This is a genomic window from Gaetbulibacter sp. M240 (assembly GCF_043876815.1).
GTDB lineage: Bacteria > Bacteroidota > Bacteroidia > Flavobacteriales > Flavobacteriaceae > Gaetbulibacter_A.
In genome coordinates this window covers 580593-599861 of sequence record NZ_JBAWKA010000001.1, presented here as the reverse complement: position 1 = coordinate 599861, position 19269 = coordinate 580593, and the positions used below count along the sequence as shown (strand labels likewise).

Below are 19269 nucleotides of genomic sequence, written 5' to 3'. Positions count from 1 at the left end.
AAAAATTAAATTTTCAATCATATTAAAAGACTACTTTTTCCGTTAGTTTTACAACAAAAACCAGATTTTATAGCCGTGCAAAAATACATCATTTTCTACCTTATTATATATGGTATGTTTTCCTCCGGAATTTCGGCTCAAAATTTATATTTAGATATGGAGGGTAACTCAAACTCCGAAACTCTGGTTTTGAACGAATTGAATTATCTAAAAACCCACGCGGATTTAGCAAGTATCAATACAGAAGTGGATTCGGTTCAAACGAGCCTGTATAGATTGGGGTACATTGAAGCACAGCTTTCGAGTTTAGAAAGGACAAATGACTCAACATTTTTAGCCCATTTTAAACTTGGTAACAAATTTGAATCCATTAAGATCCATTACACAAATTCCAAATTCATCCATCCGGAAATATTGAGTTCATTCTCTACCTCAGTATCCGACACCTATTTTGTACTGCCCTATCAAAAAATAACATCCACTTTAAAAAGGCTGAGCTCAACACTAGCAGAACAAGGCTTGCCCTTTAGTAAAGTCCAATTAAAAAATATTACCATAAAGGATAATAGCCTGGCTGCTGATCTTGAGCTTATTCCGGATCAACAAAAACGCATTATTGATGCCATTGAAATAAAAGGCTACGAACAATTTCCCCGGTCTTTCCTCCGCTATTACCTAAATATCAAAAAAAATCAGGTCTTTAATTTAACCGAGATCAAAAAGAAAACAGAACAAGTTCAAAGTTTAAATTTTGCCAATCAAATAAAACCGCCGGAAGTTCTTTTTACTAAAGACTCTACAACACTTTACCTCTATTTAGAAAAACAAAAAAGCAACAGTTTTGATGGATTTTTAGGTTTTGGAACCAATGAGGACACAAATAAAATTCAATTTAATGGGTATTTAAATTTGAATTTGATCAACACTTTAAATTTCGGCGAAGCCTTTCGCTTGTTTTATAAAAGTGATGAAACAGATCAGCAGCTTTTTGAGGTAAACGCAGCACTACCTTACTTGTTTAAATCCCCGGTGGGCTTAGCTATGGAATTGAGGGTGTTTAGGCGAGACTCTTCATTTACTACAGTAGACCAATCTATTAAGACCACCTTTCAAATTAATCCTAAACACCAAGTTGCTCTCGGGTTAACTGCAACTGCATCCAATAATTTATTTAGCTCCGGTACAGTTTCAGATATTGCTAATTACAATACCCGATTTTTAACTGGGAGCTATCAATACAGAAATCTACAATTTAACAATGCTCTATTTCAAACCAAATCGAGTTTTTATTTTGAAGGGAATTTAGGATCTCGTAAAAATGCAGGGACCTCCCAAAATCAATCACGCTTTGTTATAGATGCGATGCACATTTTCCAACTGAATTTGAAAAACAGCCTATATTTCAAACTACACGGGGAGACTATTTCCTCTGACACCTATTTTGAAAATGAACTTTTGCGTTTCGGCGGCATTAATTCCATTCGTGGCTTTCAGGAAAATAGTTTGTTAGGGAATACCTATGGTATTTTAAATACAGAGTACCGTTTTACATTAAGTCCAAGCCTATACGTACATTCCATTACAGATCTTGGCTATTTCGAGAATAATATATCTGATTTGAAAAAAAAATTATTCAGTTACGGAATCGGCTTGGGTGTTCTCACTAAAGCAGGCTTATTTAAACTGAACTATGCTGCCGCTAAAGTTGAAAATGAACCTTTTAAAGTATCAAACTCTAAGGTACATATTAGCCTTACTACTATATTTTAAAAATTATAACTTTTACATTTTAAGTAGTCATTTGACACCATTTAGCTTAGCTCTTCGTTAAAACGAATCATTTTCAAACCAGATGCTATAGTTCAAGAATAGGCCGAATGAAAAATGTAATCAAAGTTTAAAAAACAGCTAAATTGTATTAGAGCTTTTAAATAAGACGACTTTTAAATTTTCAGTTTAATCGTACTAATTCAGCGAAATATTTTAAAAAAATGTAAAAAAACGATGGATTTATATTAATTTTTAACAATCATTTGTTGTTTTATTAACTTTTAATTATGATTTTTGCCGCTGACTAACTCTAATAATTATAATAATGAAAACAAAGTTTAGTGGAATTCTAACGCTACTAATGGCGTTAATGGTGCAACTCATGTTTGCACAAACAAAGACAGTTTCAGGTACGGTTACCGATGCTTCGGGCTTACCGCTCCCTGGTGCTACTGTTTTAGTAAAAGGTACAAATAGTGGTACTTCAGCAGATTTTGACGGAAATTATTCCATTCAAGTAAATCAAGGTGCTACCTTGGTTTATAGTTTTGTGGGATACATTACCAAAGAAATGACTGTAGGTTCCTCCAATGTCATTAATGTAACAATGACTGAAGATGCAGAATCTTTAGACGAAGTTGTTGTTGTTGCTTATGGTACTACAACTAAAGAGGCCTTTACTGGATCTGCTGGTGTAGTACAATCTGAACAATTGGAGTTGAGAGCATTAACCTCTCCAATAGCTGCAATTGAAGGTAATGTAACAGGAGTACAATTTCTTTCAACTAGTGGTCAACCAGGAAGTTCTCCAAGTATAGTTATTAGAGGTGTAGGTACTTTAAACGGTACTACAGATCCATTATTTATTGTAGATGGTGTTCAATTTGAAGGGGGTTTAAATACTATAAATCAAGATGACATTGCATCATTAACAGTTTTAAAGGATGCTGCCTCAACTTCGCTTTATGGTTCTCGTGGAGCTAACGGTGTAATAATTATTACTACAAAAACAGGTAAAAAAGGCGCTGGTATCACAGTATCAGCAACTAGTTCATTTGGAGTAATGAGCAGAAGTATCGACCAATATGATGCAGTTAGCCCAGGTGAATACTACGAATTAATGTGGGAAGGTTACAAGAACACTCCTAATGTTCAAGCCCAACCTAATCCTGAGGCTTTTGCTTCGGCAGACATTTTTAATCGTTTAGGTAGAAATCCTTTTAATGTTCCTAATGATCAAATTGTTGGTGTTGACGGAAGATTAAATCCTAACGCACAAGTAATTGCTGAAGATTTAGATTGGTTTGATGCATTGCAAAGACAAGGGAGTAGATTAAACAACTCTGTGAATGTTTCTGGTGGTGGTGATAACCATACCGTATTCTTTTCATTGGCAAATCTTCAAGAAAAAGGATATGTTATTGAAAGTGGTTATGATAGAACTACAGCGCGTTTAAATGGATCATTTGATCCGACTAGCTGGTTATCCTTAGGTGGAAACATGTCTATTACTACTGAAAAATTAACAGGCCCTCCTTCCAGAGGAGCCGCTGCTGCTAACGTTTTTAGTTTTGCTAAAGATATGGGATCGATTTATAGCCCATATCTATTAGACCCAGTTACTAACCGGATTATCAGAGATGAAGCCGGAAACAAACTTTGGGATCGAGGTGAAGGTATTGGAGAATTAGGTATTCAATCTAGACCTACTTTAATCGGGCGTAATGCTTTAGAGGAGGCTATTTTAAATAACTACCTGGAAACAAGAAACAACGTTACGATGCGTATTAATGCTGAATTTACCATTACTGATGGTCTTAAAGCAAGCTTAGTATACGGTCAAGATATACAAAATGGTATTACCCAAAGTTATCAAAATCCAATTGTAGGTGATGGTCAACCTGAAGGTAGACTGTCTGACGATAGGTTCACACGAACTGTTGAAAACTTCAACCAGTTAATTACTTACAACAAATCTTTTGGAGATCATAATCTTGATGTAACATTGGGTCATGAAAGCTACAATAGAAATTTCAGAAGTAATGATGTGTTTAAAACAACGCAAACTGCATCAGGAATTTATGAGTTAGACAACTTTTCTGTAGTTGCAGATGCCGGTGGTAGTAGTACAGATAAAAGACTGGAAGGGTTTTTCTCTAGATTAAATTACAACTTTGCGAATAGATATTACATAGGTGCTTCTGCAAGAAGAGATGGGTCTTCTGTATTTGACAACAATAAGTGGGGTACTTTTTATTCTGTGTCAGGTGCTTGGAGAATAGATCAAGAAAACTTCATGTCAGACGTTTCTTTTATAAATAATTTAAAAGTAAGAGGGTCATATGGTGAAGTAGGAAACGACCAATTAGGAAACTTCTATATTTCGCAAGGTTTATACAGTTTACTCTCAAATGCTGGAACGCCAGGTATCTTTTGGGATACTACAGGTAATGCTGATTTGCAATGGGAAACAACTTCTACGTGGGATGTTGCGTTAGAGTTTGGATTGTTCAATAATCGTATATCAGGATCTGTTGAATATTACAACCGAGATACATCTGATTTACTTTATAATGTGCCTATTCCTCCTTCTGAAGGTCAAGTTAACGCACCGAATAACATCGGAGATATGTATAACAGAGGTTGGGAAGTTAGTTTAAATGGTACTATTGTTCAAACTAATAATTTTTCATGGGACCTAGGCCTTCAAGCCTCAACTCTTGAAAATAAAATTACACGTATACCAGATCCTTTTATTAATGGTTCTAAACGTTGGGCAGAAGGCCGTTCTAGATTTGATTGGTTCCTTTATGAATTTGCTGGTGTAGACCCAAGTAATGGTGATGCCCTTTACTATGTATTTGAAGAGGTTGACGGTGTACCTGGTATTCCTGTATTTGATGAGAATGGAGCTCGTGCTACGACTAATGATTGGGCTGAGGCACAACGTGGTTATGTTAACGAATCTTCAATTCCAGATGTAATTGGATCAATTACAAACTCGTTTAGATACAAAAATTTAAGTCTAAGCGTCTTATTTACTTACCAATTAGGAGGTAAAGTAATTGATTATGGTTATGAAGATATGATGCATGCAGGAGAGTTTGGAAGATCGTTGCATCCTGATGCAAAAAATGCTTGGAGACAACCTGGTGATATTACCAATGTACCGCGTTTAGAGCAAGGAAATCCTCTTTTAACTCAAGCGCTTTCTTCAAGATGGTTAACAGATGCTAGTTTTTTATCACTTAGAAATGTAAATTTATCTTATAATTTTGATAGCGCTGTTGCGGATAAGATTGGTGTGAATAATTTAAGAATATTCGCTACTGGTGAAAACTTATTATTGTTTGCAAATAGAACTGGCTTAGACCCTCAATTTAACCTTGCAGGTACTGGAGATGGAACAGATTATGCTCCAAACAGAGTAGTATCTGTTGGTGTTAACGTTTCTTTCTAAATTTAAATTAATAAAACAAAATAAAATGATACGAAAAAAAATAAAATTGTTTCTATCAGTTACAATCATAACATTGGCAATGTCAGGTTGTTCTGAAGAGTTTCTCGAAACTGTTCCTACGGATGCAATATCTACTGCCGGAGCTTACACAAACCCCGATAATATTGCCCTAGTAGTAAATGGTCTTAACAGACAAATGTACGTTGCAGCCTTAAGTGGTTCCACAACAAGTAGAGATGGTGAAATGTATTTTGTACCTGCCTTTGATTTTATAGGAGGAGAAGTTATACATACAGGTCCAGGGTTTGGATGGCAAAAATCAGAAGCTGCTTGGACAACGCACACAAACGCAACATTCGCTACTGTTTTTAATTTATGGTACCAACGTTACCACATGATAAACGTTTCAAGTGAAGTGATAGACCAAATTTTTGAGCAAGATTTCGCAAGAACACCTCAAGTAAATGGTCTTTTAGGTCAGGCATATGCTTATCGCGCTTGGTCCTACTGGAGATTGATAACAACTTACGCCAAAGGTTATATTATTGGTAATCCTGAAACTGATCCTGGAGTGCCATTAATAAGTGCATTGGGAGCACCATTTGAAGGTGGACCACGTGCAACTGTAGCAGAGATTTACGCCCAAATAGAAGATGATATAGATGAGGCGATAGGATATTTAGAAAAAGCAGGTGCTCGTCCAAATAAATCTACTATAGATTTAAATACAGCTTATGGAATAAAAGCACGTATTGCTTTATCCAAAGGTGATTGGGCTACTGCAGCATCAAGCGCGGCCGCGGCTAGAAATGGTTATCCAATTATGGATGAAGCCGAATGGTTATCTGGATTTCAAGAAGACGGCATCTCTGAAGCTATATGGGCTTGTGAAGTTATTGATACAGAATCAAATTTCTTCCAATCTTATTTTTACTACATTTCTTTTGCGTTTAATGGTGGTGAATGTAGAGGTAACAACAAAATGATAAATAATGAGTTGTATGACCAAATACCTGCTACTGATTTCAGAACTAAAGCATGGCTACCATTGGCACCAAATACAAACTCGGCTGCTTATAACAACCAAGGAGGAAGTGCTGCAGCAGATCCAAATTATGATGATCAAACGACATTTCTTGCGGCTAAAGCTGCTATTATAGCAGAATATGGTGCAACTAATGGGCATAACACCCACCCATATATGAATGTTAAATTTAAACCAGCGAATCCTGGAACCAGTGGTCCTGACGACATGATTTTTATGAGATCGTCTGAAATGGTATTAATAGAAGCAGAAGCTAAAGCCATGTTAAATGATATTCCTGGTGCCCAAGCAGCATTAAATCTTTTAGGTTCTAAAAGAGATTCTGCCTATGATGTATCTCAATATGCCACTCAAACTGCTTTGATGAATCAAATTAAATTTCAAAGACGCGTAGAATTATGGGGAGAAGGTTTTGCATATCATGATAAAATTAGATGGGATGAAGGTATTGATCACACTAACTCTGGAGCTTCAATTGTTATATATCAAGATGGATTTATACAGGAGCGACCTTCAGTAAATGATGATTGGATTTGGAAAATTCCACAAGCTGAAATTGATGCCAATCCTTATATTTCAGAATCTGATCAAAACTAGTTCAATTATAATAAACTTCTAATTATGAAAAAAACAATAAATATATTTTTAATTATTTTTTCGCTAGTTTTATTTCAAAACTGCGATGAAGAACAATTTGAACCTAGTTTAAATTATGTAACGTTTGCCTCAGATATTTCTACCGGTGTAGATGTTGGTGGCAATCAAGATGTTACCGTAGTGGTTTATACTGCTGAAAATGTTGGTTCTGATACTACCTTTACTCTAATGGTTGATGAAAGTACAGACGCAGCTGCTGGTTCCTATGTTGTACCAACTTCTGTAACGGTACCAGCTGGTTCAAATGCTGGTTCGTTTACTGTTGCATTATCCGATGTTAACTTAGGTATTGGAATTAATAGACTTGTTATAGATTTTGATGATGTTGGTATGTCTAGTACTGGGCAACCAATAACTATTGAATACATTCAAAATTGTAATGAAGTAAGTGGTACACTTGATTTAAGATTTAATTATCCTTGTGAAGTAAGTTGGGCGATAGAAGATTCCGAAGGGGGCATTGTACTTTCTGGTTCAGGTTATTCAGGTTGTACTAGTGCATATTCTGAAGTTTCTGAGCCAATAACATTGTGCGCCGGAAGATCTTACACACTTATTACTACCGATGATTATGGAGATGGTTGGGGATCAACAGGAAGTTACACACTTACCATTGACGGTGTAGAAAAAGTTACTGGTGATACTTCATTAATGAATAATGGGGGTAATGGTGAAATTTCTGCTCGCGCATCATTTGACACAAATTAGAAATTCATACCATTTAAATTAATAAAAAAAGAGACTGCTGTTAGCAGTCTCTTTTTTTATACACGAAACCCATAGGACATTTTAACAAACGGTGACCTTTGCTTAGTGTTTACCGATTTCATCAAGATTATATATTTGAAAATCACGGGTTTCAAAAACGACCTCGAAATTGGTGTTCTTTTTTTAAGAATAAGTCAATTATGTAAACGTTTTGGTAAAATTTAACATCTAAATGTAATCTGCATCAGTATTATCTTACTTAAATTATAATATTTTTGAAAAACTGAGAAAAAGAAACTTTTTATCTTAAAATTTAACTGAGAATTTTTGTTTTATTAACTAATAATTAAGACTTTTGATTTTGACTAACACAAATAATTATAAAATGAAAACAAAGTTTAGTGGAATTCTAACGCTACTATTAGCGTTTGCCGTGCAATTAACATTTGCACAAGAAATGACAGTTTCTGGTTTGGTTACCGATGCTTCAGGCTTACCGCTCCCCGGGGCCACTGTCTTAGTAAAAGGTACAAATAATGGTACTTCAACCGATTTTGACGGTAATTATTCTATTCAAACGAGTCAAGGTAGCACCTTGATTTTTAGTTTTGTAGGATATACAACCAAAGAAGTGGTAGTTGGTGCCTCAAGCACCATAGATGTCACTCTAGCACAAGACGCCGAGTCGTTGGAGGAAATTATTATCACAGGTCAAGGTTCTGGTATTGCTAAGAGAAAGTTATCTACAACAGTTGATGCGCTTGACGCCGAAGAAATTGACAAACTCCCTTCGAATCAAATTGATCAACTTTTACAATCAACCACACCAAGTGCTCAAATCAGATTAAGTTCTGGTCAACCTGGTACTGCTGCAATTATCCGAACAAGAGGTGCTATTTCAGCAAATAGTTCAGCTACACCTGTTCTAATCGTGGATGGTGTTCGAGTAGACAACCTGAATTCAAATCCGCAATTAGGTACCGACACAGGAGGAGCAGATATTTCTGCACTTACTGATATACCTGTGGAATCCATTGAAAGGATAGAATACATTAAAGGTGGAGCAGCTACTACGCTTTATGGAGCTGACGCCGCAAATGGTGTAATTCAAATTATAACAAAAAAGGGAACTAAAGGAAAAGCAAGATTTACTTTTGAATCTAGACTGGGCGTTATCAAAGCTACAGAAGATTTTTTAAAGTATGATAGAACAGCTGAAGCCCTTTTCAAGCCAGGTACTTCTTTGGAATATAAAATAGGTATCAACGGAGGAAATGAAAAAGTAACATATAACTTTTCGGGAAGTTTGTATGCTGACGATTCATTCAATAAACTAAACGAGCAAATAAGAAGAAATTTATCTTTCGGATTAGGCGCTGAAGTTTCAGATAAATTAAAATATCAAGGGTCTTTTTCATATGTGGGAGTAGAGTCTAACCTCGATTATAACGCAAATACTAGCTTCGGTAGATACTCTGCTTTTGAGGGTGCTGGCCGTGGAAATTTAGATGCCCTTACCGATGAGGAGTGGCAATCAGAATTAGATAGATCTAATGCTATTGGTGAAAACGTTGATATTGTAAATAAAGTTAATCGTTTTACGAACTCAAACAAATTTATCTACGATATAACTGATAATATACAAGCTAACGCAACAATTGGTATAGATTTTAGAAATTTTGTACAAGAAGAAGTCTTAAGTAATGCACTTCAAGTTGCTTTAGGATCAATCAACCCAGGTACTACCGATCAAGCCATTGTGAACAGACTTATTAGAAATGCATTCACAGTAACAGGTGATTTAAACTTCACTCATAAAGGAAGTATAGATAATTTTGATTTTGTAACAATTGTTGGTGCCCAATTTTTTAGAACTACTGACAGACAATATCAAGCATCAGGAAGTGGTGGTGTTGATGGAACAACCGACTTAGGCTTTTTTCCAACACAAACTGCCGATGATTTCATATTAGAAAATGCGAACTACGGTTTTTATTTCTTAGAAAATATAGGTATTTATGATGTTGCTTTCCTTGAGCTTGGTGGTCGTTTCGATACGAACACACAGGCAGGTGAAAACACAAGCGCGTTATTTTTACCGAAAATAGGATTCACCTATAATATCTCTGACCACGATTTCTATTATGATTCTGATTTAAGAAATATTGTTTCAAGAATTAAATTGAGAGCCAATTATGGTGAGGCAACAAATTTTGCCCAGGCTTTTTCTGAACAGAGAACTTTCGCATTAAATCCATTTTTAGGAACACCTTCATTTACATTTAACAACCCTGGAAACCCTGATTTAATTTCAGAAACTGTTGTTACGTATGAAGGTGGTATTGAGCTTGGATTTATTAATAATAGAATCAATTTAAGTGCAACCTATTATAAAGCCATAACTGAAGATGCTTTATTTACACCTCCAGCTCTTCCATCTTCTGGTCAATTAGATCAAGTTCAAAATATAGGTGAAATTGAAAACAAAGGTTGGGAATTTGCATTAAATACTGATATTATTAGATCTGAAAATCATAATCTGAGTTTTAATTTTTCATATAACAAAAACGAAAACATAGTTACCAATACTGGTGGTGCACCGGAATTTAACGTTGGTGGATTTACTGTAATTGGGTCTTGGGTTGAAGAAGGCCAGCCTTTAGGTTATTTAAGAGGTACCGCATCAACTCCAAACGGTGATGGAACATATACAAGGACTCCTAATTCATCTTTAGGACAAACCTTTGCACCTAATTTTGGTTCATTCGGTCTTAACTATACTTGGAAAAATCTTAACATTTTCATGACAGGAGATTACCAATTTGGCGGTCAAATTGTAGAGTTAAGTTTCTTACTAAGACATTTAAGAGGTGCTGATAACACTGGAATACCTGAAGATTTAGTAGGTACTACAAGTCCGTTTAACTACGTAAACTACTTTGTATTTGATAATGACTTTGTTAAAGTAAGAAATTTAGGGGCTTCCTATTCTTTCGGTAACAAATTGAAATTATTTGATGATGTTATTTTAGGATTTACAGTGACTAATCCATTTAACTGGACTGCGAGTGGTTTTGATCCAGAAACAACAGGTTCTGGTATTGGTACTCAAAATGCATTCTCAAGTGGTGGATTTACTTATGGAACAGAATCTGCACCTAGAATATTTATGACATCACTAAAATTTAGATTCTAACATATTATTAAATATTACTATAAAATGAAAAAAATATCAATATATATCCTGACATTAATTTTTTTAGTTAATTGTACGGATGATTTAAAGGACGCAACGGATTTTACTGCAGTAGAGAATCCAAATTTATCTGAAAGTACTGTTGTTGGTCAACCAAACTCTTCAAATATTTGGTTGCAAGGTTTAGAAAGACAATTAGCTAACGCCATAGACGAGATTTTAATACTCGCTGAATTAGGCTCTGATAATTACGTTAATACCCAGACATTTTTTAACCAGTTTATGGATAAACTGGAAATCCGAAACGATGATCCTGATATGGAAGATACTTATTTTGACATAGCAAGATTAAGAGAAATGGCTAGGTTTGGTTTAAACACTGTAGGACCTGGTGATACTGAATATAATACAGAAATTGAAGCAGAATACAACTTCTTTGAAGGGCTTGCATATCTTTATTCAGCCATGTATTTTTCACATGTACCAGCTGAACCAGGAGGTCCAACATTTTCGTCATCTGAAAATTACAATTCAGCAATAGCTTCATTTAATTTGGCAATTGGACTAAATCCTAAGCCTGAATATCACTTGGCTAAAGCAAGAGCATTCTATTATCTAGGGAATATTACGGAGGCATCATCTGCCGCAAGTGCAGCTCTTGCTTTGGATAATGATTTTTTAAGATCAGCAAGATTTGATGAGCAAAATAATCCTGACAATCAATTTGAGGATGCTTTATATGAAAGAGCTACCTTTGATGATTTGCAACCTTTACCTACCCTAGATTTCTTAGATCCAAAATATTCTTTTGTGAGTGCTGCTGAAGATGCTCCTGTACATTACTTAAAAGCTGAAGAAGCTTATTTAATTTTGGCTGAAGCAAGTTTGGCAAATAGTAATGCCGCGTTAGCTCAAGATAATCTTGAAGATTTACTTGCAGTTGTGGCAACTAGAGAAGTTAGGGAAATCGATGACTCTATTGAAGGAAGACCGGATGCATCAGCCAATTCAGCTAATTTTCCTGATAGGCCAAGTAACTCTTCAGTTATTGTTAATGGTAGATCAGGTCTAGTTTTAGATAGACAGTCTGGTGATATTATGGTACCGTCAGTTTCTGGTACATCATTAACTCAACTTGAAATTGACGCCCTATTAAATAATGATAGTGCTTTAGAATTACTTTATAGAACTAGACAGGAAATTTTCATAGCTGAGGGAATTCGATTGGTTGACATGGGCGTTAAATTAGTTATACACCAAAATGAATTTTTACAGAACATAAATATTAGTGATGGCGATCCTGGAACTGTACCAGTAATACCATCGTTTATTGATGCAGTGAAAACAGACTTAGATGCTATTACTTTCAATCAAACTACAAATATTGCTACAACTACTATTGATTTAAATCAAATTTTAGTGGCAAACAAAACTTCTAATGAGGTACTTCCATTTCATTAATTTGTAGTATTGTTTAATTGACAATTAATTTCAAACATCCCAATAATTTTTTTATTGGGATGTTTTTTTGTTATTAATTATTAGTAATAATCAACCCTTCTTTATTTGTGAGTTGTTCAATATAGAATTTTATAATAATTCATAGTATTCGTTCCATAACGATATAAAGTTTATTAATTAATTATTTCTTTAATTAAGAAATATCTTAAATCTACTTAAACCGTGTTAATTGAATGAACATAATGCTATTTAAAGAGTTGGTATTTTGGAACGAAAGTTATTGTTAGGCCATATTTGATGAGATAAAGCTGTTGTCCATTTTGGCAAATAAGGCAAACTTAACTTAATCTATTTTATATTAAGATGCTTTCCAGGTAGAGAAACAATAATTTAATAATGAATGAATTTTCAAAATCGCATAATCTGAAATTAAGGATAATCTAAATATAAATCCAGCAATTAAAAAAAATGAAATATTATATTACAACAGGCCTTCAAACTTTGAAGGCCTATTTTATTAATAGAATAAAGGATAAGAGTACTATTACTTAAAATTTGTCATACAATATGAGTGTTTACTATAAAATTTAACCCATATTTATTGTTTTATTAACTTTTTATTAAGAATTTTGATGCTGACTAATTCAAATAATTATAAAATGAAAACAAAGTTTAGTGGAATTCTAACGCTATTACTAGCGTTTGTCGTGCAATTAACATTTGCACAAGAAAAGACAGTTTCTGGTTTGGTTACCGATGCTTCAGGCTTACCGCTCCCGGGTGCTACTGTCTTAATAAAAGGAACAGCTAATGGTACTTCAACAGATTTTGATGGTAACTACGCCATAATAGCTAATACAGGCGATATTCTTGTATTTAGTTTTGTTGGTTATTCCACAAAAGAAGTTGCTGTTGGAAACTCAACGACAATCAATGTACAAATGGATGAAGATACTTCATCTTTAGACGAAGTAGTTGTTGTTGCTTACGGAACTCAAAAGAGAGAATCTCTCACAGGTTCTGTGAGCGTAATCTCTGGGGATCAAATAGAAAATACAACTTTTTCAAACCCTGCGCAAAGCCTTGAAGGTTTAGTTTCTGGTTTAAGAATCATTCAAGCGGATGGAAATCCTGGTGCAGATCCAATAATTAGAATAAGAGGTTTTGGTTCAATTAACGCTGATAGTGCACCTCTAATTGTATTAGATGGTATTCCCTATTCTGGAAGTTTAAGTAGTATTAACCCACAAGATATTGAATCTACTTCTGTACTAAAAGATGCCTCGTCTACTTCGCTTTATGGTAACAAAGCCTCTAATGGTGTTTTATTAATTACCACCAAAAAAGGTAGTAAAAATAGAAGTCCTAGAATAAGCATTGATACACGTTATGGTACCACTCAACGTGCTACCAAAGAATATAATATTATCAAAACTCCGCAAGAGTTCTACGAATCATACCACAGTGTATTGGCTAACTCTGAATTTGCAAGTCAAGCGGCAGCAGGAACACCAATAAGTATTGGAGAGGCAAGACAATTTGCTTCTGATAATTTAATTCCAACTCTTGGCTATAATTTATATGATGTACCGGATGCAGATTTGGTTGACCCAACAACAGGTAGACTCAACAGCGCTGCAAACTTATTAGTAAACGATAGATGGGAAGATGCTCTTTTTAGAGATAATGCAACTTTTAGTTCTACAAACCTTAATATTTCTGGTGGATCTGAAGATATTGATTACTATTTCTCTATAGGTACGGAAGAAAATAATGGTTATACCGTAAGAAGTAACTTTAAAAGAAAAACAGCTCGTTTGAAAGTTAACTCCTCGAAGATCGCTGAAATTATTTCTTTAAGTGGTGATGTAGCTTATGCAAAATCTAATAGTCAGGCCGTACCAGCTACTCTTGATGGAGGTGTTCCTACAACAAACTTTGCAAATGCCTTCTTCTGGACAAGAAGGATTGCTCCTATTTATCCTGTTTATCAGTATGACCAAAATTGGAACCCGATTCCTAATCCAAATAACCCAAGTGGCATTGCTTATGATTTTGGTGTTCCTCAAAATTTCCCTGATGGATCTTCAAGAGGACCAAGAAATTATGCTCCAGGTGAACACCCTTTAGCCGTAATTGAAAATACAATAGAGGCAAATGAAAGAGACAATTTTAATGGAGCTTTACGAGCTAAAATTGATTTACCACTCGGTTTTAAGTTTGAATATGTTATGAACTACTTAACTGAAGTAGATAAAGGTACTGACTTCACAAAACCTGGCGCTGGTGCATTTGCAGCAGCAAACAACGGTTTGTTAACTAATAACAGGGATAATTTCTCTGCATTCACGAATCAGCAATTATTAACATGGGATAAGGAAATTAATCGACATAGTTTTAATTTTCTTTTAGGTCATGAAACATATGAAGAGAATTTCACAACCCTATCATTATCAAAAAGAAACATTATAGGTACCTTTAGTCCTATTCTAGATAACACATCAGTATATGCTTCTGCAAGTAATTATAACACTAATTATACAACAGAAGGCTACTTTTCTAGATTTATATATGGCTTAGATAACACTTATTATGTTAATTTAACTGGACGTTATGATGCTTCTTCAGTCTTTCACCCAGACGAAAGATGGGGTGCTTTCTGGTCTGCAGGTGTTTCATGGGTACTTAGCAATGAAGATTTTTTGAGTGATTCTGATGTTATAAATTATGCGAAATTCGCAATGAATTACGGTACAACAGGTAATGACAGAATATTTTACGAGGGCACATCCGTTAGAAATTTAGTTGCCTACGAAAATCAATATGTTATTGGCGAAAATAATGGGCAGCTAACTCAAACATTATTCAGTTTAGGTGGTAGAGATATCACATGGGAAAAAGCCTCAAGTTTAGATGTACACTATGAAATGAGCTTATTGAATAGTCTAAATCTTTCTGTAGGTTATTTTAGAAAAAAATCTGAAGATTTATTATTTAATAACCCATTACAGTTATCTACAGGTCAAGCATCAAGACCAGAAAACTTTGGCTCTATGGTGAACAGTGGTTTTGAAGCTGAGGTATCTTGGAATGCAGTAAAGAAAGAAAAATTTAATGTTAACTTTAATGCTAATGTTTCTACGCTCAAAAATGAAATTACAGAACTTCCTAGAGACTCAATACAAGTAGGTAATTTCCGAAGAGTAGTAGGTAAAAGTATTTTTGACTACTTTATGGTTAAATCAGCAGGTGTAAACCCAGCAAATGGAAATGCACAATATTATACTAAAGACAGCAATGGAGAAACCATTATAACTGAAAGTTATGCTGATGCTGCAGCCAACGGTAGAGAATTTATTGGCAAACGAGCAATTCCTGACGTAACAGGTGGGTTTGGAACAAATATTCAATTTGGAAACTTCAACTTAAGCTTACAATTTGCCTACCAAATTGGAGGTTATGGTGTTGATGGAGAGTACTTTGGATTACTTGGAGCTACGCAAAATGTTACAAACTTCCCAGATTATAACCAAACGTGGACTGTTGACAACCCAACTGCCCCTTTACCAAGAGTAGATCCTTTACGACCAGACCAATATCGAACTTCAGATCTATATCTTGTAGATTTAAGTTTCTTAAGTTTAAATAATATAAATTTAGGGTATACACTGGCTAACGAAACCCTAAAGAAATTACATATCGAAAAATTAAGGATTTATGGTACTGTAAATAACGGATTTTTATTATACCGAGCAAGACAGGGATACGACCCTCGTCTTAACTCAGTAGGTAGTTCTTCTTCTGAATATGGTGCCAGTAGAACTATAGCTTTTGGTGTTAATATAAATCTTAACTAAAAAAAAGAAATGATGAAAGAAAACAAATTTAAAACAATGAAACTAGACAAATATCTTGTCTTTTTCTTCTCGGTTACCCTATTTATGTCTTGTGGAGATTTAGATAGAAATTTTGATGAAGAAAGATACTTAACAGAGTCACATGCGCAAGCAAACAATGAAGCAGGTGGTACTGTAGGACTTCAAGCATTAGACGGAGCTATTCTATCCTATTTTAGAGATGGTGAGGCAGGTACTGATGAATTTGGTATTAAAGCTGTTGATTTAGGTATGGATCTCAGAAGTAACGATATGGACATGAGTAGAAATACTTGGTTTGGTGTTTATAATAACTATGACAATATCATTCTTACTTCAGGTGACAATGAATTTATTTGGGAGTTTTTCTATAAAATTATAAATAATGCCAATGGTATTATAAACCAAATACCAGAAACATCCCCAGAAGAAACGTTAATTTTCAAATATAAATCTCATGCTTACAGAGCGATTGCTTATTTTTATTTGATAAGAATATACGAACATACAAGAGCTTCAGACGATACAGAAGCTATACCAATTGACTTTGGTGATTTTGTTGGTCAACCAAACTCTACTGTTGGAGAAGTTAAGGCTCAAATCCTTCAAGATTTAACATTAGCTTATAATGGTTTAGAAGGTTATGCAAGAGCATCTAAAGAAGAGGTTGATGCCAGCGTTGTTGCTGCATTTTTGGCAAGGTACCATTTAACCTATGAAAATTGGAGTGAAGCAGAATTATTTGCAGATATAGCCATGTCTGTAGGTAGTATTGAGAGTGATGTTACCCATGGGTTTGATGAACTTTCTTTATCAGAAGTTATTTGGGGCTCTGAAGTGACCGAAGCCACGAGTGAAGTATATGCTTCTTTCTTCTCTCATATGAGTCAAATAAATGATGGATACAGTGGATGGAACCACTTTAAAACGGTAAACTCTAATTTATACGATATGATTCCTGCTAGTGACAAAAGATTAGCATGGTTTGCAGATCAAGAATACGGACCTTGGGAAATATTAGTTCCTGGTACTTGGGGGCATTACAATATTACACCCAAATACACAAGCTTAAAATTTATAGCAGAGCCAGGTCCCGGAGTATTTATAGGAGATTATATTTACCTAAGAAATACTGAATTTTATCTCACTAAAGCTGAAGCATTAGCCAGACAAAACAAAGATTTAGAGGCTCAGCAAGTTTTATATGACTTGAATTCTGTTAGAGACGAGAGCTATGTTATATCTACGAATACAGGACAAGCTTTAATTGATGAAATCTTACTGTACAGAAGAATTGAATTGTGGGGTGATGGTGTTGCCTCCTTTGATATGGCAAGACTTGGTGTTGGGTTAAATAGAAAAGATGGAAGGCAAAATCTTGTTATGCCGGGTGCTGATCTGGTAATACCTGCATTAGATCCAAAAATGATTTATCAAATTCCTATTGCAGAAGTAGATGCTTCAAACTAAATTGTTTGCATTTCTTATATTAATCAAAAGCCAGAGAAATTATTCTCTGGCTTTTTTTATGACAAGATAAAATAAATATTAGTTTTACATTTTAAAAAAGTCTATGGAAAATCAAACCCAAATTTTTGGTTTACGCGCTATTATAGAAGCTGTACAATCAGGTAAGACCATCGATAAGGTGTTTCTTCAAAAAGGCCTAAACGGTGAACTCTTTAACGAATTGGAATCACTGTTACGTACCGAAAGTATCAATACCTCATATGTTCCGGTAGAAAAACTGAATCGCCTCACCAAAAAGAATCATCAGGGTGCTGTAGCCCAAATTTCTCCTGTAGCTTTCCATGATATGGAATCTTTGGTCCTAAAAGTTATTGAGTCGGGTGAAACGCCCTTATTTTTACTTTTAGATCAATTGAGTGACGTAAGAAATTTTGGGGCTATTATCCGTACCGCAGAATGTACCGGTGTCCATGGGGTTATCATCCAGAAAAAAGGTGGTGCTCCTGTTAATGGAGACACTATAAAAACCAGTGCCGGAGCCGTTTTTAAAGTTCCCATTTGTAAAGTAGACCATATTAAGGATGCTGTATTTTATATGCAGGCCTCGGGCATACGCGTTGTTGCCGCTACTGAAAAAACGAATCAAACCTTATATGATGTGTCGTTTAAGGAACCTACCGCTATTGTTATGGGTTCTGAAGGCCGGGGTATTAACCCGTCGATCTTAAAGGTGGTCGATGATAAAGCCAAACTACCCCTTTTGGGGGAAATTGAATCCCTGAACGTAAGTGTAGCCTGTGGTGCTTTTTTATATGAAGCTTTAAGGCAACGTCTCTAATCATTCTTTTTTTTGTAATTGTAGTTTATTACAATTCGATTAGCTGGTTTATTCTCTGATTTATCTTCAGTTTCCGTGGTTTCAATAAAGTTACCGTCCTTATCAAAATGTTTTAAGAAGGGATCATTATCTTCATTATAATCCGGTTGCTCCCAGACATAGGTTTTCCGCCGGGCTATTTCTTTTTTGAATATAAAAGCAAAAAGCAACCCCGTGATTAACCCTGATAAATGTCCTTCCCAGGACATACCATCCTCCATTGGGAAAACATACCAGATCATACTTCCGTAAAGAAAAATGACACTTAGAGACAGTGCTATAAGTCTGTAATTTTTAGCTAAAATCCCCTTAAAGAAAATAAAACTAAACAAAACATAAATAAGACCACTTGCACCGATATGATAAGCTGGTCTGGAAATACACCAGGTTAAAAATCCTGAAATTAATATCCCCAAAAGCAACACCTTCCAGGCTATAGCGCGATAAAAATAAAACAGTGCCATACTTAAAATAAGTAAAGGCATACTATTGTGATACAGGTGCTCCATACTGCTATGGATAAACGGGCTTAAAACAATACCGCGCAATCCTTTAAATGTTAATGGATATACTCCATAGGTGTTGAAATTGTAACTGAAACGTACCTCGAACCAGAACACCACCCAAATGAGCAAAACGAAAAATATAGGGTATCCTACGACACCTGTTGTAAATTGAAATGATGGATTTGATTTCATTGAATTAAATATAGCAAATAATAAACCAACCTTGGGCTAGATGCTAAATTGG

10 protein-coding genes are annotated in these 19269 nt (G+C 35.0%); 9 read left to right on the top strand and 1 reads right to left on the bottom strand.

Translation table 11 applies throughout. The features are described 5' to 3' along the window. The first annotated feature begins 75 nt into the window (after window positions 1-75). The 9 genes from V8G61_RS02540 to rlmB all read left to right on the top strand — a co-directional run bounded on the left by V8G61_RS02540 (window position 76) and on the right by rlmB (window position 18480). A complete protein-coding gene (locus V8G61_RS02540; protein ID WP_394873860.1) occupies window positions 76-1770 on the top strand; it encodes a POTRA domain-containing protein in 1695 nt (564 codons plus the stop codon). A 382-nt stretch (window positions 1771-2152) separates the two neighbouring features. After that, on the top strand, window positions 2153-5230 hold the full coding sequence (locus V8G61_RS02535; protein WP_394873859.1) for a SusC/RagA family TonB-linked outer membrane protein: 3078 nt from the start codon (window positions 2153-2155) through the stop codon (window positions 5228-5230). A 25-nt stretch (window positions 5231-5255) separates the two neighbouring features. Continuing rightward, entirely contained in the window at window positions 5256-6872 is a 1617-nt protein-coding gene (locus tag V8G61_RS02530) for a RagB/SusD family nutrient uptake outer membrane protein (protein ID WP_394873858.1), read from the top strand. 24 nt (window positions 6873-6896) lie between these two features. Beyond that, window positions 6897-7640, top strand: coding sequence for a hypothetical protein (locus V8G61_RS02525; RefSeq protein WP_394873857.1), 744 nt, complete (start codon window positions 6897-6899; stop codon window positions 7638-7640). A 361-nt stretch (window positions 7641-8001) separates the two neighbouring features. Continuing rightward, the gene (locus V8G61_RS02520) at window positions 8002-10836 is read left to right on the top strand and encodes a TonB-dependent receptor domain-containing protein (protein WP_394873856.1); all 2835 of its coding nucleotides are present in this window, start codon (window positions 8002-8004) and stop codon (window positions 10834-10836) included. Window positions 10837-10860: 24 nt separating this feature from the next. After that, window positions 10861-12297 (top strand): hypothetical protein, encoded by a 1437-nt coding sequence (locus V8G61_RS02515; RefSeq protein ID WP_394873855.1) that lies wholly within the window; start codon window positions 10861-10863, stop codon window positions 12295-12297. 659 nt (window positions 12298-12956) lie between these two features. Then, complete coding sequence (locus V8G61_RS02510) at window positions 12957-16154, top strand: SusC/RagA family TonB-linked outer membrane protein (protein WP_394873854.1); 3198 nt, start codon at window positions 12957-12959, stop codon at window positions 16152-16154. A 9-nt stretch (window positions 16155-16163) separates the two neighbouring features. Next, entirely contained in the window at window positions 16164-17642 is a 1479-nt protein-coding gene (locus V8G61_RS02505; RefSeq protein ID WP_394873853.1) for a RagB/SusD family nutrient uptake outer membrane protein, read from the top strand. Between the two features lie 103 nt (window positions 17643-17745). Beyond that, entirely contained in the window at window positions 17746-18480 is a 735-nt protein-coding gene (gene rlmB, locus V8G61_RS02500) for a 23S rRNA (guanosine(2251)-2'-O)-methyltransferase RlmB (RefSeq protein WP_394873852.1), read from the top strand. Here the strand turns inward: rlmB and V8G61_RS02495 are convergent. Continuing rightward, window positions 18477-19217, bottom strand: coding sequence for a rhomboid family intramembrane serine protease (locus V8G61_RS02495; RefSeq protein ID WP_394873851.1), 741 nt, complete (start codon window positions 19215-19217; stop codon window positions 18477-18479). The genes rlmB and V8G61_RS02495 overlap by 4 nt on opposite strands. Window positions 19218-19269 lie beyond the last annotated feature (52 nt).